This window comes from Arundinibacter roseus (genome assembly GCF_004348825.1).
GTDB classification, from domain to species: Bacteria; Bacteroidota; Bacteroidia; order Cytophagales; family Spirosomataceae; genus Arundinibacter; species Arundinibacter roseus.
The window spans coordinates 34,011-55,155 of record NZ_SMJU01000002.1; the positions used below are offsets into that span (position 1 = coordinate 34,011).

A 21,145-nucleotide genomic window follows, 5' to 3' on the forward strand; every position below is an offset into this window, starting at 1 on the left:
AATCAGGACCTGGTACGGAGATCCTCCAAAACAGGAATCAATTCATGCAAAGAACCCAGCAGAAGTGATGGATTGTGGGGAGTCAAAAGGTCGGCAGCGTGCGTTCCGTTACTGAGCGCCACACTCAGCCGACAGTTTGCGGCAAAGCCCGACTGAATGTCAGAAGGTGTGTCGCCTACGTTAATAACCTGCTGAGGATCAGAAATATGTAGTAAATTCATAGCTTTCTGAATCATAAACGGATGAGGGCGTCCCTTTTCTACCTCGTCACTCGTGATAGATGCCTGAATGGTCGTGGAGGCTGTACCGACATGCGTATCGTCGAGTCCTTCCAGCCAACCGAGTTTTTCCAGAATAATATTGCAGACTTTGCGATAAAAGCCCGTAGTCAAGGCAATTTTGATTTGATGTATATGCAAATACTCAAACAATTCCAGGCAGCCTTCGGTAGGCGTAATGTCGTGCGTAAGGTAATGATTTTCAAGTACTTCTGTAAAAACCCGGTAGGAATTATCCACGCGCATCTGCCATTCGGGATGCGTGGTAGTTCCCAAAATTTCTTCCCAGAGCGTTTGGAAAACAAAATATTTGTGCAAACCCTGCATGGCCAAAATACGGTCGTCGCTGACGGTTAAACCTGATTTTTGGGCAGCCATGGCAAAGCAGGCTTCTACTTCGTGGTGGTCGGTGACGGTGGTGCCGGCCATATCGAGGGTAATCAATTGAATCATGAAAAACGTAGAGAATAGTGTAAAATGGATATTTCAAAATTAAGGGAAATGCAGAAGGTCAAAAGTAGACGGTTTCGACTATTTACAGATATTGCTAGTGTAAAATTACTGTGAATTTTCAATCCCCTTGTCACGCAGCATATAGGTGGCAGTAAGTGGATAATGATCCGAAAATGGAATGGTATTTAAGGTCTGAAAATCCGTTAATTCAAGTCGCCTGTGATCATAAAACTGATGATCGATTCGTATGAAATAGGGGAGACGATTGTAAGTAAAGCCAAAGCCATGACCTTTCTTTTCAAAGGCATTGGTCAGTTTTTGAGCTAATCGACCATAGACATAGCTATACGGTGTATCGTTAAAATCTCCGCAAATGATGACCGGATAAGGAGAAATGCTCTGCCATTGATCCAGAATCGCCACCTCTTGCGACCGTTCATTGAAGCCCCGGCGCATTTGCCGAATCGTTCCTTTGGTTTCGCGCTTGATGCCATCGTAGGCTTCCTGCTCTTTTAATTTATTGAGTTTGAGAGTCATAGAAAACAGATGAACATTCATGATTCGGACTGTATCTTTTCCCCAGGCAATATCAGCCTGTAAAATTCCATTTTGGCCACCAAAAAAAGTATCTCGTTTTGCCACAATCGGATATTTTGAAAATAGCGCCACGCCCACCGTATACGACGGATTTCCGCCCTGTTTATGATCGAGTCGGGTGTAGTGTTTGTAACCCGCCTTTTTTAGCGTTGAGACAAAGTTAAAGGCAGGAATATCTTCACGGCTGTAAAACTCCTGAAAGCACAGAATATCGGCATCCTGAGTACTGATCCAGGAACGGATCTGATCCGTATTTGAGGTATTCTCCCCACTGAGATAATTGTACAAACTAAAATTAAAGACATTGTAATTGAGGACTTTAAGGCTAGTGGAAGTGTGCGGTAGTGTATCGGAAGCCGGCAGTCTGAACTGAAATGTTCGTCCCAGAAAAGGCCACGCCAGGCCTATCATCACCAACGATGTGAGTACACGTTTGGGTGACACCAACGCCCAGAAAACAAGAAAAAAGCCGTGGATAATCAGCAGAATCGGTAAGGAAAGCATCAAGAAGCCAGCCAGCCAATGTGCGCTGAGGGTCCAATAGCTTAGTGCAAAGACCAGCAAAGTATACACAATGATGAGTTTGTAGACAAGCCAAAGAAAGGAAGAAAACAGGCGCATAGTAGCTGGAATGGATGAAAGTCCAAAATTAAGCGAAGGAAATGAATAAAAGCGGGTTTAGGAATGTGTTTGCGAATATTGCGGAATATTGTTATCTTTGCGGAATATTTAGGTTAAAATATCACGATGGAGGGGATAGCAAATCCCCTTTTTTGTTGCAATATGGCGCTAAAAGAACAGATTACTACCTTTCTGGAACCTTACCTGGAAGAAGGAAAATATTTTATTGTTGACATTCATGTCAAAGCATCAAAAGTAAGTCAGAAAGTAATGATTTTGCTGGATAGCGATGAGGGAATCACTATACAGGAGTGCGCCGACATCAGCCGGGCGTTGGGCAATGATCTGGAAGCTTCCGAAACCATTGATACACCTTATACCTTAGAGGTTTCGTCTCCCGGTCTGGATCAACCGCTGCACCTGCTTCGTCAATATACAAAAAACGTAGGTAGAGAACTGAAAGTATCCCTGGTGTCAGGTGAGATTGTAAGTGGGACATTGGTAGAAGTAAAAGAAAGTAGCATCGTGTTACAGGTGCCTGCTCCTAAAAAGAAACCAAAAGTGCCGCTGGAAGAATCCGCACTCCGTCCGGAGCTTCCACTCGAAACCATTGCAAAAGCAATCGTACAGGTTTCTTTTAAGTAGTTGTATATCAGTGCTTTTGAGATAGTTTTTTTAAGAAGAGATATAATTTTCGTAATTTAGAATCAGGAATATCCTATTTAATACAACATGGATAGCTCAATATTAATAGAGTCATTCGCAGACTTTGCCAGTTCAAAAAGTATTGATCGTCCCACGATGATCAGTGTGTTGGAAGAGGTGTTTCGTACCATGATCCGGAAGAAATTCGGCACGGACGATAACTTTGACGTCATCATCAATCCCGAAAACGGGGATCTTGAAATGTGGCGCACCCGCGAAATTGTTGACGATGATTCGGAAGACATCTGGGATCATGACAAGATACCTTTGTCCGAAGCCCGCAAAATTCAGACGGACTTTGAAGTAGGCGAAGAAGTTGCCGAAGAAGTTAAACTTGTAGACTTTGGTCGTCGATTGGTACAAACAGCCCGTCAGACATTGATCCAAAAGATCAAAGATCTGGAAAAGGAGATGTTGTACGAAAAGTACAAAGATCAGGTAGGAGAGTTGATTACAGGTGAAGTGTATCAAACTTTGCGGAATGAACTCATTATCATGGATTCGGAAGGCAACGAACTTTCTCTGCCCCGAACCGAGCAAATCTCGAAAGACAGATTCCGTAAAGGAGATTCCGTAAAGGCGGTTATTCATAAAGTAGAAATGAATAATGGTACGCCAAAAATTACTTTGTCAAGAACTTCATCGGTGTTCCTGGAACGACTTTTTGAAATTGAGATCCCGGAAATCGAAGACGGACTCATTTCGATTCGGCGGATTGTCCGTGAACCCGGAGATCGTGCCAAAGTAGCCGTAGAATCCTACGATGACCGCATTGACCCCGTGGGTGCCTGCGTCGGAATGAAAGGTTCCCGGATTCATAGCATCGTTCGTGAGTTGGGTAATGAAAATATAGACGTTATCAATTACACCGAGAACCTTGAACTGTTGATCAGCCGCGCATTGAGTCCCGCCAAAATCAGTTCCACCACCATTGATCGGGATGCAAAGCGGGTTTCGGTTTATCTTAAACCGGATCAGGTTTCGTTAGCGATTGGTAAGGGCGGACAGAATATCAAGTTGGCCGGTCGCCTTGTTGGTATGGAAATAGATGTGTTCCGGGATGTTGAAGAATTGGCAGAAGAAGACGTAGATTTGTCAGAATTTACGGATGAAATTGAAGAGTGGATGATCGGAGAATTCCGTAAAATCGGACTCGACACCGCCAAAAGCGTACTAGCGCTGAGCAAAGAAGAACTCCTGCGCCGGACCGATCTGGAAGAAAGCAGCATTGAAGATGTACTCGACGTACTGCGCAGAGAATTTGAATAGAGAACAGCCAATAGCCTCAGCCTGACAATAAAAAGCGGGTAATGTAGCTACAAACTGAACTATAAGTTTATATATTTTATTACCCAAAGAAAGAACACTATTGTTAATTGCTAAATATGGCAGAAGATAAAATGATGCGCCTAAGCCAAGTGGCACGAATCCTGAACGTAGGAATATCTACGATTGTGGATCATCTGTCTGCCAAAGGGTTTAAGGTGGAAACCAATCCGAATACAAAAATCAATGCTGAGCAAATCGACTTTTTAGCTAAGGATTTTAAATCGGACCGGCTGCATACTTCGGTTACGGCACCGAAGCCGGCAGCGGCTCCCGAAACTCCTAAGGTAGAAGAAAAGCGCGAAAGTGAATTTGATGATATACTTTATTTTCGTCCATCAGGCACAAAACCCGCAGAGAAACCCGTTGAAAAGCCGGTTGAAAAAGTTGCTGAGCCCACATCCATTGAAACGCGCTTACCCGGGATAAAAATTGTAGGGAAAATTGACCTTGACGCCAAAAGGCCTGTGGTGGCTCCAAAACCGGAGGTAAAAGCCGAGGAGCCTGTTCCTGAACCTGTTAAACAGCCGGAACAGCCCGTTAGGAAAGAAGAAACCCCCGTTGCCGAAGCCCCGAAACCGGTAGAAAAAACACCGGAAGCAGTGGTTGAAAAAACGGTAGTAGATGTGACTCCTGTGGAAAAAGCCACTCCAATTCAGGAGACACCGAAGGTTGTTGAAGAAAAGGTGGAAAAACCTGCGCCGGTAGAGGAAAAGATTGCTCCCAAAGCAGAAGTAAAAGAGGAGGTGATTGCGCCGAAAGTTGTTACGCCGGAGCCAATAGCAGCAGAACCGGTGAAAGTAGCAGCAGTTGAGCAGCCAAAAACAGAAGAAAAGCCGGTCGTTGAAACGCCGGTGTCTACTCCGGCGGTAGATGCAGGAAGTGCCAAACAAGAATCTAAGGAAATAAAAGAAAACCCAACGTCCGAAAAAAGCCAATTGCCTGTTGTAGAAGAAACCGTCCCGTCTGAGCTGATCGAAGCCAAAGGACAGCAATTACGGGGTTTACGCGTAATTGGCAAAATTGAACTTCCCTCTGAGAAGTCGAAAAAGAAAGATCCAGTTGCGTCCAGCGATGCAGCCGGAGATAAAAAACGTCGCCGTAAAAGAAAGCGGATTAGAGATAATCCTGCCGCCCCCGCTGCGCGTCCGCCAGCTACTGGCGCAGCAGCTGCAACTGCCGCACCGGCAGGTAGTACGCCAACCGCCAAGCCTAAGGAAACGACCGCCCCGGCCAAGCCCGCCGCCGCAGGTACTGCCGCCAAGGCAAAAACCGGACGTCGTGGACCTCGTCGGGAAGAGGTTTCTGAAAAAGAAGTTTCGGACAACATCAAAGCGACAATGGCGAGAATGGGCGGTGCCGCCGCCAACACCCGCATGGGTGGTAGAGGCGGAAACAAACGCCGCCGCGACCGGGCCGATCAGGATGACAGTGCATTTGATCAGGAGGAAACAAAGGTGCTGCGCGTAACTGAGTTTATCTCCGCAAACGAGCTCGCTTCTTTGATGGACGTAACGGTTCAGGAAGTAATTTCCGTGTGTATGAATATGGGTATGTTCGTGTCTATCAATCAGCGTATTGATGCCGAAGCGATCACCTTTATTGCCGATGAATTCGGTTTTGAAGTTGAATTTATATCCGCAGAAGAGGAAATTCAAAATGAAGTAGTAATTGAAGTAGATAAGCCCGAAGACCTTACCGAGAGAGCCCCGATCGTGACGATTATGGGACACGTGGATCACGGGAAGACTTCGTTGCTGGATTATATCCGTCAGGAAAACGTGGCGAGTGGTGAAGCGGGCGGAATTACTCAGCACATTGGTGCATATAGCGTAAAAACAAAAACCGGCAAGCAGGTTACGTTCCTTGATACTCCTGGTCACGAAGCCTTTACGGCGATGCGTGCACGGGGAGCGAAAGTTACTGACGTAGTAATTATCGTAATTGCTGCTGACGATAGCGTGATGCCTCAAACACGGGAAGCCATCAACCACGCACAAGTGGCAGGTGTTCCCATCGTATTTGCTTTCAGTAAGGTAGATAAGGCCGGAGCCAATACCGAAAAAATCCGGGAGGAACTTGCCAACATGAACCTGCTCGTAGAAGAGTGGGGTGGAAAATACCAAACTCAGGAAATCTCGTCTAAGTCTGGATTGGGAATTGCTGAACTTCTGGAAAAAGTATTGCTGGAAGCTGAACTCCTTGAACTCACTGCCAATCCTAAGCGTAAAGCAATCGGTACGGTGGTAGAAGCGTCGTTGGATAAAGGCCGAGGCTACGTGACAACAATTCTGGTGCAGGCCGGAACGCTTAAAGTTGGAGATATTATTCTGGCGGGAGCGCATCACGGTCGTGTGAAAGCAATGACAGATCATTTGGGTAAACGCCTAAAAATTGCGGGTCCTTCAACGCCTGTGCAGGTACTTGGCCTGAACGGAGCACCGCAGGCGGGAGATAAGTTTAACGTAATGGAACAGGAACGGGATGCCCGCGAATTGGCCAACAAACGTGAGCAGATTCTCCGCGAACAAACGATTCGGTCACGCAAGCACATTACGCTTGAAGAAATTGGTCGACGTAAGGCTATTGGTTCATTTAAAGAATTGAACCTGATTGTCAAAGGCGACGTGGATGGATCAGTGGAAGCGCTTTCAGATTCTTTGCTGCAACTTTCTACCTCAGAAATTCAGATCAATATCATTCACAAAGCGGTTGGACAAATCTCTGAATCGGATGTTAACCTTGCCATTGCATCGGATGCAATCATCGTGGGCTTCCAGGTGAGGCCATCGTCCAACGCAAAGAAAATGGCCGAACAGGAGCAAATCGAAATCCGGCATTACTCCGTTATTTATAACGCCATTGAGGAAATCAAAGATGCCATGACGGGCATGCTTGCTCCAACGGTGGAAGAATTTGTAACAGGAAATATCGAAATACGGGATATCTTCAAAATCAGCCGTATCGGAACAATCGCCGGATGCTATGTGACGGACGGTTTTGTGAAGAGAAATAACAAAATCCGGATCATTCGCGATGGTATCGTGATTCATACCGGAGAAATTGATTCTCTGAAACGATTCAAGGATGATGTCAATGAGGTTCGCTCGGGTTACGAATGTGGCTTGAATATCAAGAACTTTAACGACATTGAACCGGGTGATATTATCGAAAGCTTTGAGCTTCGCGAAGTGAAAAGGACGCTCTGATAGACATTCAGAATATAAATAGTCAAAAGGCTGATTTCCTCGGAAGTCAGCCTTTTTTGTTGACCGATAGCAGCGTATGTAACAAAGTGAGAAGTGATGAAGGCATGGTTTTTTAACTTTACTATTCACAACTAACTTGATTGAAGGACATGGATACTAACGAAAAAGAAAAAGAACAACAGCGACATCAGACTAACGCAAATGACAGTGACAAGCCTGAACCCTATGACCCGGATCAGTACATTCCCAAATCGGCTACGATTGAAGGGTACGAGGAAGATGTTTTTCTGGAAAAAGTAAGTCCTGAAAAAGGATACAGCACGGACCCCAAACAGGGAATGTGGGATGCTTCGCAGCACATTGCCGATGAAGATGTAGATCGGGTTCCGGATGAAGATCAGGAGAAAGAAGCACAAAATATGAAAGAAAGCTTTGAAAAATCTCAGGAGAACAAGGATAATTAGCACTCGATTGTATTCCCATGTATTCTAACAAAACATTTCAACCATGATCGATCAACAAAAAAGTAGTCAGGAAATTGACGAAGAACGAATCGTCCAAACGCATTCAAACCTGGGGCTTGTAGACGCACGACCCGGAGAAAGCACGTTTCCAACGGGTACAAAAAACCACAGTACCAGCATGGATCATGCGTTTGATGAGTTGGCAGATTTGCCAGCGGAAGAAGAGCTGGAAATGGACGAAGACTCAGAGTTGGAGAATGAAGAGGAATGATAGATCTGATTACTCCTCAAACGAAACCATGATTTGATTGGCCGCCGTTTGTGGAGTTGTTTCATGAGTTTCCTGGGCAAAAACATCAAATCGACGCGGGACATTCAGAAGCCGGAGTTTCTTTTCCAGCATTTCTCCCTGCCGGGGCGACACGAGATTGTCACGCAGGCCGTACACAAGCATGGTACGTGGGGAGCGAAAAGAGGCCAAATGAAATGGACTTGCGTTTTTGAAAACATCCGTGGAGTCGCCGTATTTTTTGCCCAGGAGTTTTTCAACATTTATCCACAAGCTTCTGTCCATCAGAGAATTAATGGATAGTTCAGTTGGAGCAGAGAAACCTATAACCGTATGTAAACTGGTTTCTTTGGTAGAATAGGCATACGTCAGCGCCAAATGCCCTCCGGCACTGAGCCCGGCCAATCGGTAATTGTTTTTTCTCAGATTGAAAGTATCTGCATGGGAAATAAGAAACTTAATGGCCGTATCAATGTCATTCAGCTGACGAGCAAGCAGTGTAGATGAATCCTTTGGAGTAACCTGATAATTCATATTGACAATTGCCAGGTTCTTATTTTTATTAAGAAGCAACTCAACGGTTGGATACAAAAATGTTTTATCTCCACTAATCCAGGCTCCGCCATGTAGTAAAATGACCACTTCGGCAGGGTTTTTATCTATTGATAGAGGTTGGTAAAGATCAAGCGTCAATGATTTATCAGGGCCAAAAACCAAATCCTGATGTAATTTGTAGCCTGAAATTCTGTCGTTCAGGAAAGAGGGTTCAGGGCCAATTTGATCCAGCCATTGGCAGCCTGCAAGCAGGAGTGAGCTACACAAAAAAAAGGATGCCTGTATACTCAATGATTTATTCCCAAACATTCTCCTCATACATTTCCAATAAAATTCGGCTAAACGTACGTCAAACACACGTAATAGGATGTTTGAGTTACGATAATTGTTACAAATTTCCTCGTTTACTTTCAGCAATCGCCCGATCTACCGCCCGAGCCGTTAGTGCCATAAAGGTAATAGATGGATTTTGATTTCCGACAGAAGTCATGCAGGCACCATCTGTGACAAATACATTTTTGACGCTATGCAGTTGATTCCATTCGTTCAGGAGGGAAGTTTTTGGGTCATGACCCATACGCACACCGCCCATTTCGTGAATATCCAGGCCAGGTGCCTGACCTGTATCATAGGCGTTAATATTCTTACAACCCGCGGCTTCCAGCATCTCAGTGCCCTGTGACAGAAAGTCATCCCGCATATTAAAATCGTTTTCATCATACTCTACCGAGGTTATCAAAAGCGGAACGCCCCAGGCATCTGTCTGATCTTCACTAAGTCGAACATGGTTGGAGGCTTTTGGAATAGTTTCTCCCTGCATTTGCATAAAAACCCGCCAATCGCCCGGCGACGAAAGCCCGTCTTTGAAACCTGCTCCAAATCCTTTTTGTCCTAACCCCTGCTCCCAGCCGCTTCGCGCCGCACTGAACGCCACCATATAGCCGCGCTGGAAATTCAGTTTTTCCTGATTTTTTAAGTTTCTGAACGAAGGCATAAAGACCGATGTAGGCCGCCTGCCATAATAGTAGGATTCCTGAAATCCTTCGAGAGAAGCCACAATATTTCCCCGATAATTGTGAAATGCGATGTATTTACCTAACAGACCGCTGTCGTTTCCCAGCCCATTAGGGAAACGATTAGAGGTAGAATTCAACAGAATAAGATTGGTATTGAGACAGGCCGCATTTATAAAAACTATGCGGGCATAATATTCGGTTTCTTCCTTGCTGTGTGCATCAATTACTTTGACTCCCAGTGCTTTACCTGTTGCTTCATCATACATAATGGAAGACACAACTGAGTCGGGCCGGAGGGTAAGATTGCCGGTTTTTTCGGCCCAGGGTAGAGTAGAGGAATTGGAACTAAAATAACCGCCGTACGGACAGCCCCGATAGCATAGGTGCCGGGCCTGACATTGGCCACGCCCCTGCTGCAAATGAATTTCACCAGGTTTGGTCAGGTGCGCACAGCGGCCAATAATTACGTGACGGTCGGGATAGCGGGTGTTTAATTTCCCCTGAATGTGTTTTTCGGCGCAGTTCAGTTCCCAGGGAGGCAAAAACTCGCCGTCGGGCAGGCTGTCAATTCCATCTTTATTACCACTTATGCCAACAAATTTTTCGACATAGCTATACCAGGGCGCAAGGTCTTTGTACCGAATCGGCCAGTCAACTGCAAAGCCATCACGTGCAGGGCCTTCAAACTCATAATCGCTCCATCGTTGTGTCTGTCGTGCCCATGTCAGCGACTTTCCCCCAACCTGATAGCCACGAATCCAGTCAAAGGGTTTTTCCTGAATGTAGGGGTGCTCCTGATCTTTTACAAAAAAATCCTTTGTCGCTTCATCAAATGCATAGCAACGGTTTACGATCGGGTTTTCTTTTTTTTGTGCCAACTCATCCCGCAACCGATGTGGGAAATCCCATGGATTGAGCATGGCAGTGGGGTAATCTTCTACGTGCCTGACCATGCGGCCACGTTCCAAAACCAACGTCTTTAACCCTTTGTCGCACAGCTCTCGTGCGGCCCAACCGCCGCTGATGCCGGAACCAACTACGATTGCATCAAATGTATTTTGTTTTTTTGCTTTTAGATTAAGATTCATAGTCAGCAATTAATTTTTTAGATGCGTATGAATAGTTTTTTGGTATACATCCAATGAAGAATGAGCCATTGAACGGCGAGCAGTACTGCTCCGCTGACGAGGGTTCGGTACGAATCACCAAAGAGCAGATCATAGGTCGGATGGATATTTGTACGGAATGAGTCATCAATAAAGCCCGTGATTGTATGCGATAGTACATAAGCTGCGATGGAGTTCATGCCAATAACCACCAACGGAAAGAAAACGGCTTTGTAGTTTTTTACATCTGTGAGAAAATAAAATAATCCCAAAAGTACAAAACACCAGGCACCGCTGAACAGTGTCCACGAAGGTGTCCAGATTCGCTTGACGATGGGACAAATCCCGAGCCAGTCGAGCATCAGCGCCACTGTGAACAGACCAACGGCAGTGAGTGCAAAAGAACGCAGTAATAGCCAGGGCGAAGTGCTGTTTTTAAGCCATCCACCCGCTATAAGTCCCAAAATCATGGTTCCTAGTGTTGGTATAAAACTTAGGGTAACATACCCGCCTCCATTAAAAAGAAAGGGTTTTTCACGCGGGAAAAGGTTCATGAACCAGCGATCAAATGCCCAGGCAGCGTTGGTGTTTTTGTTCCAATGCGCGGCAAAGCCTTTTAAATGATGCTCCCAATCGGCGGTAATTCCGGTTTGTGACCAGTCGAAGGCCGGGCCGGGAAGTGGGTACGCTGCAAAAAAAGCCCAATAACCGACCAACAAGCCACAAAGCGCAAACCAGGAAACACGTTCAGAATGAAAGCCCAGTGCAAACAGAAACGGATAGCCGAGTCCGATTTGAGTGAGCGTATCTTCAAATGTAAAATTGGTTTGATCGCGATTCATTGAGCGAAGAAAAATACCCAATAGTATCAAAATGAGCGAACGCCGTATCGTATGATACCACAAACTGCGGCGACTTTGGGATCGGGTGGTTCGGCTGGCAATGGAGTAGGGAAGCGCTACACCTACTAAGAAAGAGAACGAAGGCTGAATCAGATCGTGCAGCGAGCACCCTACCCACGGCACGTGACTTTGATGAAAATTAAGGAAACTCCAAAATGAACTGGCAGGAATAGCTCGGGCAACGTGGCTGAATTCCAGCACTTCGGCCATCATCAGAAACATCACAAGCCCTCGGTAAGCATCTACGGATGTGACACGTTGGGCTGGAACTGCGGAAAGTACAGACATAGGCAGGGGAAATTCACAGGGTTTAGGAAGTCAAAAGTTAATCAATCGTGAGGAGAAATTTATTGGCTATATAAGACAAATTCCTACATATTTTTGCTATTCAAGAAGCAGCCGGGTCAGGGGCGTTTTTACACCATTCAAATCAAGGCCAATAAATAGCAACTGAGCCGGATGTTGGGCTGTATGCACTGTAAAGGGTAAGTCATGCGTGCCTGCCGATAAGGTAAGCGGAGAGTTTTCCTGCAACACCCGTCCCCAATGATCCATGAGCTGAACTTTTACTACCGCAGATCGATCCAAACTAAACCTGACCCGAAGATCCCGGTGCGGGGCTGGGTTTGGAAAAACCGTAAGTGCGGATGAATAATCGTTCGGTTCAAGGCTTGTGACGGGGTTTCCGATGGTAGAAAACGCCTGATCCATCCACAGAAGCCGATCTTTCAGCCAATTTTTGAGGTAGTTTACTTCACTCTCGTAGCTTGGTCCAACATAGTAATTGGGCCACACTTTTTGTCCGATCACCGGCCAACGGGTAAAATTCCTGATTCGGGCTTCCTGCAAATAAGAGGAAGTAGAATCGATATAGGCATGAAGAGATGCAGTATTGAGGGTGTTTTTTCGTAGATTTTCATAGCGTGTTTGGGCCCGATTGGCAAAGGCAGGGTCGCTCAGGAGGCGTTCCCACCAAAAAGGCATCTGATAATAATCTTCGGGGCACACACGGTTAAAATCAAAAGCCCAGCCGGTGTTTTTTTCACCTTCGCAGTAATCGACGTTTCCATAGGCAAGGTTATAATCCCAAATGGGCCCCATGACCAGTTTGCCACCTTTGGAATCGCGATCTTTATAGAAAAAAGTACTGAGTCGATAAGCATCTACATTACGGGTTACTTCGGTAAGAATCAGATAATCAATCCAGGAATCTACGTCAATGTAGCGTTGGTAGCCGGTAGAAGGGTCGGTGTAGGAATCAGCAGACAGTGCTTCTTCAAAGGAGGTTATATAGTTCTTGATATAATTAAATTGCTTTTCTGTAAGGTCTTTCAGTTTAGGATACTCCACCTGAATCGGAATTCGGATTGTCGCATTTTGTGAAGATGGAAAAGGAGAATTCCAGAATCGGGACGCTGTGCCTTCGGTTTTGTCTATTTTGAGTAAATAACCGCCCGTAAGTGCATCGCCTTCTTGATCTTCGGGTTTCAGACTGCCGATGTCTACCCGATTTTTATCCCGTTTAATTTTCTCCATCAAAATGTAAATTCCTTCATACTTGCCATTTAATACCACCTCACAAAATCGTGTACGGGACGCAAAACGTGGACTCATGCGATGCGCCATTTCATAGGTAAGTACTTCTCTTAGCAAGGTTTTGTCGTTGTAGGTTGCATTCAGAACCCAGTCTTCTTCTTTGGGAATCCCCAGGAGCGACTCACTGATGCCTTCTTCTCCGGTGGCAGCGTCTCGAAGTTCAAATCCGTACGGTTTTTTGGGAAATAACGTCCGGGAAGTAGAGCCGCGCTGTTCAATACCGATTTTGCCAGCGTAGGAGGGCAAGTCTTTCAGAGTATTTCGCTGTCCTGTGGAATTGCTGATAATCATGAAATCTGCTTTGATTTTTGGCTCATTCGGAATTTCCAGACCTTTTGTGTCAATAATGAGTATGGGCAAATTCGAGGATTCAAAGGTTTGACCCCAGGCTTGAAATCCAATCAGGAACGTCAGAAAAAGCCAAAGATTTTTTTGAGTAAAATGGGTCATATTAATAAATTTAAATTGAAAGTAATAAAGAGCTGCCCAGGTAAAAATCGCCGTATTTACTGATATATAGGACTAAGACTTGGCGTGGAAAGGCTAAAAATTCAAGAAATTTGCCAGAAAAAAGCCTCTGCCATTTATAGAGGCAGAGGCTTCCTAAGGAATCAATACGTGTGCTTAAACATTTTGTTTCTTCAATTCTTTCACCGCATGATCTGCTGCGCGGGCTGTTAACGCCATGTAGGTAAGCGATGGGTTCACGCAGGAAGCTGACGTCATGGCTGCGCCATCGGTCACGTATACGTTTTCGGCTCCCCACACCTGATTGTTTTTGTTGAGAACAGAATTTTTGGCAGACGTTCCCATGCGGGCAGTACCCATTTCGTGGATTCCGATGCCGGGGCTTTTGCTCTCGTCGTTGTACGGATTGATATTTTTTGCTCCGGCAGCTTCCAGCATTTCGGCAGCGTCGTTCATCATATCAATCCTCATTTTCTTCTCATTATCTCCATAGGCAGCATCAAACACCACCAGCGGCAGTCCCCACTTGTCAGTTTGATCTTTCGAGAGAGTAAAACGATTGTCTGCATTTGGAACCATTTCTCCAAAACCACCCAAACCAATATTCCAGGCACCGGGTTGTGAAATCTGCTCTTTGAAAGCAGCGCCAAAGCCCGGCATTCCGGCTCCGCGTCCCCAGCTTTCACGGCTTGCGCCGCCCTGATACCCAAAACCGCGTACGTAGTCGCGCTTGTCGTTGCCCCAGTTGCGGTAACGTGGAATGTAAATTCCGTTGGCACGGCGGCCAAAGTAGTACTTGTCTTCAAAGCCTTCAAAAGTCCCGGAAGCCCCAACGGCCAGGTGGTGGTCCATGATGTTACGGCCCAATTGATCGCTTTCGTTACCCATTCCATTCGGAAAACGATCAGACTTTGAATTCATCAAAATAGATGTTGATGGTATTGCGGAAGCATTCAGGAAAATAATTTTGGCAAAATATTCCTTCACATCACCCGGATCATTCTGATTAATGACCCGCACGCCCGTCGCTTTATTGGCTTTGCTGTCAAAAATTACTTCCGAAACAATTGAATCGGCCAATAGCGTTAGGTTTCCGGTTTTTTCGGCAGCAGGCAGAGTCGCTGACTGTGTGCTGAAATACGCACCATACGGACAGCCACGCATACACATGTTGCGGAATTGGCAGGCTGCCCGGCCCAATTCAGTATGAAAAGCCTGAGGCTGAGTGAGGTGAGCCGTCCGACCCATAATCACATTCCGACCGGCAAACTTCGATTCAATATCACCTTTAAGCTTTGTTTCTACGCAATTCATCTGCATAGGAGGCAGAAAGTTTCCGTCAGGAAGTACGTCAAGTCCGTCGCGGGCACCGCTGATTCCGGCAAATTTTTCTACGTAATCGTACCAGGGTGCCAGGTCGCTGTACCGAATTGGCCAGTCGGTTCCGAGGCCTTCTTTGGCATTTGCTTCAAAATCGGCTTCATTCCAGCGGTAGCTCTGCCGGCCCCACATCAGCGAGCGTCCGCCTACGTGATAGCCACGAATCCAGTCGAAGCGACGGGTTTCAAGGTATGGGTTTTCTTTATCGTTTTCAAAATGATGGCGATGCTCTTCGTTGGCGGTATATCCGGTACGAAAATTTGCCCAATATTCTTCACGGGCCATGGTACTTACGCGCCCGCGGTGTTCAAATTCCCAGGGAGCGAGGGTAGCCGTTTTGTAGTCAGTTACGTGTTTGATATCCCGGCCACGTTCCAGCATCAAAACTTTCAATCCTTTTTCGGTTAATTCTTTGGCAGCCCAGCCACCACTTATGCCAGATCCAACCACGATGGCGTCGTAGGTTGCTTGTTGTTTGGCTTTTATATTCAGATTCATAGGGAGTCAATTAGTATAAAACGAGGTTCGACTTTTCATTAATTAATTAGGCAATGCATGCAGGCATCCGGCGATTGACAGCTTTCAATCGGCCACTTACATGGCCCAGGCTTTTTGACCGGGTTTCAGGTCCACGCAGCCATCATATCTGCCTGGCACCGGAACGTATTCCAGCGCTTGCTGTGCGCCTTGCTCAGACGTAAAGTAGCCGAGTAGCGTAAGCTCTTTCATCAGTCGGAAGAAAGGTACGCCTGGCTCTTCAAAGGTTTTGCCTGCCTCTTTTGCTTTCCCACGGTCTTCGCCAATTTTTTTCAGTTCGTCAGCGGCTTCGGTTTCAGCTTCGATCAGCATTGCGGTTTGCTCCTCGGGAGTGGCTTTCAAAAAGTCTTTTTTATCGAGTTTCTCCAAACCAGCCATAAAACTTTTCTGGTCTTTTTCGTAGTAGCAATCTTTCAGCATTACCTGTACAAATTCCCCCACTTTGGCATCTTTGGCGCCGGGAGTATCTGTTTTTGGAATAATAATTTCAGCGATTTCAGATACCAGATTCAAATGATCGGTAGAGAAGGCAAAGTTAGCCGCGTTGGCTGTTTCGTTGGTTGTCTTACAGCCGTTCAAAAAAGCAATCATCGTCGGGGCTGTCAGCGTACCTCCCATCAAAAGCGCTACACGGGAAATAGCATCACGTCTGTTCATCATACTGAGAATAATAAGGGTTAACAATAAAGAATGTAAAAATACATTTGATTAATACAATAACGAATTCTACGGGTTTATTTTTCAAAAAAACACTTTTTCTTTGAAAGCTTTTGACTTATCAAAAAGTTTTGGAGAATCTTTCAGTCAGGTAGTTGGATCTATGTCAGTAAGTTTGGGGATTGATCACCAGCCGAAGGAATTTATCGTGGGCGGGGTCTGTTGTTTAATCTGGAAAAATGAAAAAAACTTATGAAAATGCTTAATCCGACGAACGAAAAAATAAAACTTGATATTGTTTCTGACGTAGTTTGCCCGTGGTGTTACGTAGGTAAAAAGCGCCTCGAAGAAGCCCTTGCCACACTTGGTAACCCAACAGACATCGACATTGAATGGCATCCTTTTCAGCTAGACCCTACGATTCCGCAGGAAGGTGTGGACCGGAAAAAATATTTTATTAAGAAATTTGGAGACGAAGGCCGTATTCGTCAAATGTTTGATCACCTGACAAATGTGGGAAAAGAAGTGGGCATTGATTTTAAGTTAGATAGTATTCCAAATGCCATCAATACCTTCAACTTACATAAACTTTTACACGTTGCCGGCCTTGAAGGGTTTCAGCCGGAAGCCGAAGAAATGCTGTTTAAAGCCTATTTTTCAGAAGGAAAAGATTTGCAGGATCTGACGGTTCTAACCGAGCTCTTTGCTTCCTATGGCTGGGATACTGCGAAAATCCGTCAGATTATGGATGATGAAGCTATCGGACTGGAAGTCCGTAAAGAAATCGGTCATTTTCAAAGCCTGGGTGTCAGTGGTGTTCCATTCTTTATTATCAACAACACTTACGGAATTTCGGGCGCACAGCCTGCCAGTGTTTTTGTAGAGGCGCTCACTACCGTCCGCAACGAAATGCTGCAAGCCATTGAAGGACAGGTTTGTGGGCCGGAAGGCTGTTAGCTATTGGTTTATTTCAGGAAGTTGAAAGTACCCGTTAAGATCATGAAGATCTGAATGGGTACTTTCAACTTTATTCGGGATTATTAACCAGCAAAGTTCCGTTATTGACAAAATCAAGCGATCCATTGATAAGGTCAACTTCTTTGGCTTTTGCCTCCATGCCATTGATCCGTACGAGGTGACCCGCCTGCACAATGACCCGTTGAGATGCCAAAGGTGCCAAACCGCCAACCCAGGTAGAACCCAGATCCCAATCCCCGGATTGCGCAGACATAATCACCGCATTATTGGATAGTGTAACCAAATGGTCCTCCGTTTCTCCATACTGATACAGAACACAAGGGTCATTTACGACACCTGCATAGGCATATTGCGTACGGATCCGTAGCCGGGTCATACCCAAAGAAGCATTGGCAGGTATAGCAAGGGTGTTCATGATTTCATTAATCGGAATACCGCTGCTTTGGTAAAGAAGTTCAGTCTCAGTAAAACTTCCGTCCTGATTCAGGTCAATCCATATGGCTATGTTTTGGGGGTAATAGCTCGTTAAATTGCTTCTGTATGTTCTGAAAATAAAAGGATATTCCTGACCAGGAACAAGTGTCGTAGATGTACTTCCATAGTAACCAAAGCCATTCGGAGAGCATCCTGTATTTGTGTAGGAAAGATTGGTATTGGTTAGTATAAAATCGGCTACCACATCTTCATCTGAACAGCCATAAGTGTATTGTGGTAAACAATAAGGTAAGGGCGAACCTGTGGTAGTCGTTACTAATTTTACGGGAGCTTCTCCTTCGCAGCTTGTCAAAAGTCCGCCGCCTTCTTTATAAAAATACACTTCGTAGGTAGTTCCCGGCATCAGACCAGTAACTTCCCGAATAGCACCCGTGCCCGCGGAAGGTATCGAAATCAGACCCCATACAAGCGCATATTTCCCATCTGCATTTAATCCATTTTGAATTTGCCCGGCTGTTGGTTCCATTGAATTTGCACCAACTACCACAAAATGAACCTGTCCGGGATCATTTAAAGCTGCCTCTACGGTAAAGCCTTCATTTGTGGGATTCGTGATTACGGGCGTAGAGCCTACATAAACTAACCCGCCAGCAGTGATAGTAAACGGGCCGGCCTCGCTGCTTAGAAGCGAGGGGTGAGAAGCCTTCGCCCGGATCCGGTATTGGGTCCCCGGGGTAACTTCGGGAATATCCGGGATAAGTGCTGTCAGCGAACCTGTACTTCCGGTACCGATGATTTGTGTATTGGTGTCAAAGCTTCCGGTCGCATTTGAAAGTTCAATGTCGAATTGATTTTCTGATTCGTAGCTGCCTGTTACAAAAAGCTGCACCGGAAAAGAGAGTCCTTTACAAATACTTGCAGGTAGTGTATTTGTAATGGTCAGGCTATTGGGTGCATTTTGTGTAGAAAAAGCGTCCGTAATAAACATTCCCCGGCCGTGCGTACCCACAGCTACCTGTCCGTCAGAAGCACGATAATGCAACCAATGGCAACTTACATTGGCAAGATTAGTATTGATAGGAGCCCAGGAAGGAGAAGCCGTAAAGAAATCGTTTGTAGCCCAAACACCAATTTCTGTGGCAAGCATAACCTGACTTCGGTTGAGTGGATTAAAAATTCCAAACCGAATAGGCATATCAGGTAAAGTAGCATTGTCCATATTTTGCCAGGATATACCACCATTTGCTGTGTACCAAACTGAGGCTACGCCATAATTGGAGAGCGTTACCAGCAACTCATCGTCAGTAGCTCCAATGTCAATGCTTGATACATTGCCATAGGACCCATTGCCATTATTGATGATAATTTGACTTGTTGTATCCAGGTCAGTATTTGTCACTTTGTAAATAGTTCCTGAGCTCGTACCTACAAATAAGACATTTGCGGTTTTACCGACTTTTATGAATGAAGTCCCATTGATGGCAACCGCAAAATCGGAGCGATCATTTGTTGTTCCAACATTTCGTACTCTGGTAAATCGTGTGGAATTTCTATACGAATAGAGAATATTCTGCTGACTGTCATAATCTGCCGGATTCAGGAATTGACCTTCTGTGCCATAAGGTACTATCTCACCTAGATTTTGACCGTTTGAATTCAGTAAATTATAGCTATTGTATTGATAGGATGATATTTGAACCGTAGGATCGTCCTGATCAATGAAGCATAACATCCCATCGCCACCGCTCGAAAAACCGCCTGCCCCCAAAGCCGGAGGCGTAGAGTTTAGATGATGCGTTCCATTATCCTGTGAACCCGCCAGCAGATAAGGATCTCCCGGTACATTCTTTTGCGCAATGGAATAGTATTGGGTAATGTTGTAATTTTTGTTTCGGTCAAAGTAATCTACTGAGCCGGTTGCCACCGACGAATTACCTGCATTAGGTGAATAGTATATACCTCCGTCGTTGCCTAAAACTACCCCTTCCGGGTTTCCAGGTCGGAACAGCAAGGCATGCTGATCGGGATGATTGTACCAGTAAATGACTGGATCGGCCCAGGTGGAACCACCATCAAACGAGCGGGTAATATTGGTACCGCCTGCATACAGAAAATCTGGATTTGCTGGATGAACGGCCAGAATTAAATTATACCAGGCTTGTCCACTTGTAAAATGCTCCCCGTTGGAATAAGTGGGAATGGTGATGTTGGCCCAGGTTGCACCGGCATCCGTTGACTTCATGAACAATCCTATATCCATGGATGAAAAGTTGTACTGCATGGCCACATAAATCGTTTGATTGTTACCGGCAGTAGAAGGGGCGAGCGCAATTTCGGTACGCATTCCAGTTGCATCAGATGGCGTAACGTTAGTCCATGTTGAGCCAGAATCAGAAGATTTATACAGCTTGCCACTTCCATTTCCTGCATAGTAATGCCCATAAGCAGCGTATAGCACACCATCAGCAGCCAGTTCGAGATCCGAAACAAAATTGCCGTAACCGGTGCCCGGTTGATGCGCAAACGACCAGTTGAGGCCACCATCCACAGATTTTAAAACTCCGTACTGAGTTCCGGCAAACACAACACCCGCTGCATTTACGACCAGGTCCTGAATATTTTGAAATGCCCCACCCAGGAAAGTTGAATTTCCATTTATTGTTGGGATTGTGGCTGCTAAACGCGTCCAGGTTGTTCCCCCATTGGTAGTTTTCCAAATACCGCCTCCCCTAACCGCATCTGAATTCCCGTATCCTTCACCAGTACCGGCGTACATAATCTGCGGATCCGCCGGATTGTACGCAAGGCTACTGATAGCCAGATTTTCCCAAAAATCATTCACATGTTGCCAGGCCGAATCCGGATTTGTGATGTCGTTGGTATACCATAACCCTCCCGATACTCCGCCAGCCCAAACTTTACGGTGGGTAGGGTCGTTCGGGTCAAACAGTATAGCTCGGGTGCGGCCACCAATGTTGTTCGGGCCTCTTTCGACCCATTCGGTAGATTCTACATTGAACTGCTGTTTTTGTAAAAGTGCCCGGGTGAATTTGCGCGAGGTTTCCAGCCTTTCATAGGGTACCCGCTTTGTTTCAGGATCCATCGTGATCAGGCGCTCATGTTTTTGTCTTAATTCCGGATTATCATCCTCACTTCCCTGAGTCGTTGCCGGGACTTTATGTAACTGTTGATAGTCTCTATCAGCATCCAGAAATTGCTGATAAGCCTCCCGGCGCTCATTTGCGACCTGAGTCGGTAGAAAATTCTGTGTTGAAGGCAATAACGGAGTAGGTACTCGCTGACCAAAAGAGGGCAGAAAAAAGACAAGCATAGCTATCTTGCCTAGAATAATTGATTTTAGCAAAAGTGATTTCATAAAGTTGGTTGGCAAAGAGGGTAGAGGGTCTGTAAAGTATTAAGTGAAATTATAGATTAGGCTTAGTATACACCAGTATATTTTCATGCGGAGTTTTTATGTAAAAATCGGTTAATTATTTTATTAATTATTGGCGTATTCAGTAATTTATTTCGCGGGAATTTTCGAGATTCACGTGCAAATTAAGGGTAAAATAT

General features: G+C 45.5%; 15 protein-coding genes. 6 read left to right on the forward strand and 9 right to left on the reverse strand.

The features are described from left to right. Window positions 1-2 precede the first annotated feature (2 nt). Together EZE20_RS02715 and EZE20_RS02720 are read right to left on the reverse strand one after the other, a co-directional pair. Complete coding sequence (locus EZE20_RS02715; RefSeq protein WP_132114255.1) at window positions 3-731, reverse strand: HAD hydrolase-like protein; 729 nt, start codon at window positions 729-731, stop codon at window positions 3-5. 105 nt (window positions 732-836) lie between these two features. Then, window positions 837-1,949 carry an endonuclease/exonuclease/phosphatase family protein gene (locus EZE20_RS02720; RefSeq protein WP_132114257.1) on the reverse strand — a complete coding sequence of 371 codons (1,113 nt, stop codon included), beginning with the start codon at window positions 1,947-1,949 and terminating at the stop codon, window positions 837-839. Between the two features lie 162 nt (window positions 1,950-2,111). Between EZE20_RS02720 and EZE20_RS02725 the strand changes: the two genes are divergently transcribed. The 5 genes from EZE20_RS02725 to EZE20_RS02745 all read left to right on the forward strand — a co-directional run bounded on the left by EZE20_RS02725 (window position 2,112) and on the right by EZE20_RS02745 (window position 7,924). Next, window positions 2,112-2,594 (forward strand): ribosome maturation factor RimP, encoded by a 483-nt coding sequence (locus EZE20_RS02725; RefSeq protein WP_132114259.1) that lies wholly within the window; start codon window positions 2,112-2,114, stop codon window positions 2,592-2,594. Between the two features lie 87 nt (window positions 2,595-2,681). After that, complete coding sequence (nusA, locus tag EZE20_RS02730; protein ID WP_132114261.1) at window positions 2,682-3,923, forward strand: transcription termination factor NusA; 1,242 nt, start codon at window positions 2,682-2,684, stop codon at window positions 3,921-3,923. A gap of 116 nt (window positions 3,924-4,039) precedes the next feature. Beyond that, window positions 4,040-7,189, forward strand: coding sequence for a translation initiation factor IF-2 (infB, locus tag EZE20_RS02735; RefSeq protein ID WP_132114263.1), 3,150 nt, complete (start codon window positions 4,040-4,042; stop codon window positions 7,187-7,189). A 149-nt stretch (window positions 7,190-7,338) separates the two neighbouring features. After that, on the forward strand, window positions 7,339-7,653 hold the full coding sequence (locus EZE20_RS02740; protein ID WP_132114265.1) for a hypothetical protein: 315 nt from the start codon (window positions 7,339-7,341) through the stop codon (window positions 7,651-7,653). Between the two features lie 43 nt (window positions 7,654-7,696). Next, window positions 7,697-7,924, forward strand: a complete 228-nt coding sequence (locus tag EZE20_RS02745; protein ID WP_132114267.1) for a hypothetical protein — start codon at window positions 7,697-7,699, stop codon at window positions 7,922-7,924. A 9-nt stretch (window positions 7,925-7,933) separates the two neighbouring features. Here the strand turns inward: EZE20_RS02745 and EZE20_RS02750 are convergent, their stop codons facing one another. The 6 genes from EZE20_RS02750 to EZE20_RS02775 all read right to left on the reverse strand — a co-directional run bounded on the left by EZE20_RS02750 (window position 7,934) and on the right by EZE20_RS02775 (window position 16,159). Beyond that, window positions 7,934-8,815: an alpha/beta hydrolase gene (locus EZE20_RS02750; RefSeq protein ID WP_132114269.1), complete on the reverse strand. Its 882-nt coding sequence runs from the start codon at window positions 8,813-8,815 to the stop codon at window positions 7,934-7,936. 70 nt (window positions 8,816-8,885) lie between these two features. Continuing rightward, complete coding sequence (locus tag EZE20_RS02755; protein ID WP_132114271.1) at window positions 8,886-10,601, reverse strand: GMC oxidoreductase; 1,716 nt, start codon at window positions 10,599-10,601, stop codon at window positions 8,886-8,888. A 17-nt stretch (window positions 10,602-10,618) separates the two neighbouring features. Beyond that, window positions 10,619-11,809, reverse strand: coding sequence for an acyltransferase family protein (locus tag EZE20_RS02760; protein WP_132114273.1), 1,191 nt, complete (start codon window positions 11,807-11,809; stop codon window positions 10,619-10,621). A gap of 96 nt (window positions 11,810-11,905) precedes the next feature. Next, window positions 11,906-13,567, reverse strand: a complete 1,662-nt coding sequence (locus EZE20_RS02765; RefSeq protein WP_132114275.1) for a CotH kinase family protein — start codon at window positions 13,565-13,567, stop codon at window positions 11,906-11,908. 174 nt (window positions 13,568-13,741) lie between these two features. Beyond that, on the reverse strand, window positions 13,742-15,463 hold the full coding sequence (locus tag EZE20_RS02770) for an FAD-dependent oxidoreductase (RefSeq protein WP_132114277.1): 1,722 nt from the start codon (window positions 15,461-15,463) through the stop codon (window positions 13,742-13,744). Between the two features lie 96 nt (window positions 15,464-15,559). After that, complete coding sequence (locus EZE20_RS02775; protein WP_132115073.1) at window positions 15,560-16,159, reverse strand: gluconate 2-dehydrogenase subunit 3 family protein; 600 nt, start codon at window positions 16,157-16,159, stop codon at window positions 15,560-15,562. 252 nt (window positions 16,160-16,411) lie between these two features. Between EZE20_RS02775 and EZE20_RS02780 the strand changes: the two genes are divergently transcribed. Beyond that, window positions 16,412-17,116, forward strand: coding sequence for a DsbA family oxidoreductase (locus EZE20_RS02780; RefSeq protein WP_132114279.1), 705 nt, complete (start codon window positions 16,412-16,414; stop codon window positions 17,114-17,116). A gap of 70 nt (window positions 17,117-17,186) precedes the next feature. On the opposite strand, the gene EZE20_RS02785 is transcribed toward EZE20_RS02780, so the two are convergent. Beyond that, window positions 17,187-20,948, reverse strand: coding sequence for a GEVED domain-containing protein (locus tag EZE20_RS02785; RefSeq protein WP_132114281.1), 3,762 nt, complete (start codon window positions 20,946-20,948; stop codon window positions 17,187-17,189). Window positions 20,949-21,145: the final 197 nt, after the last annotated feature.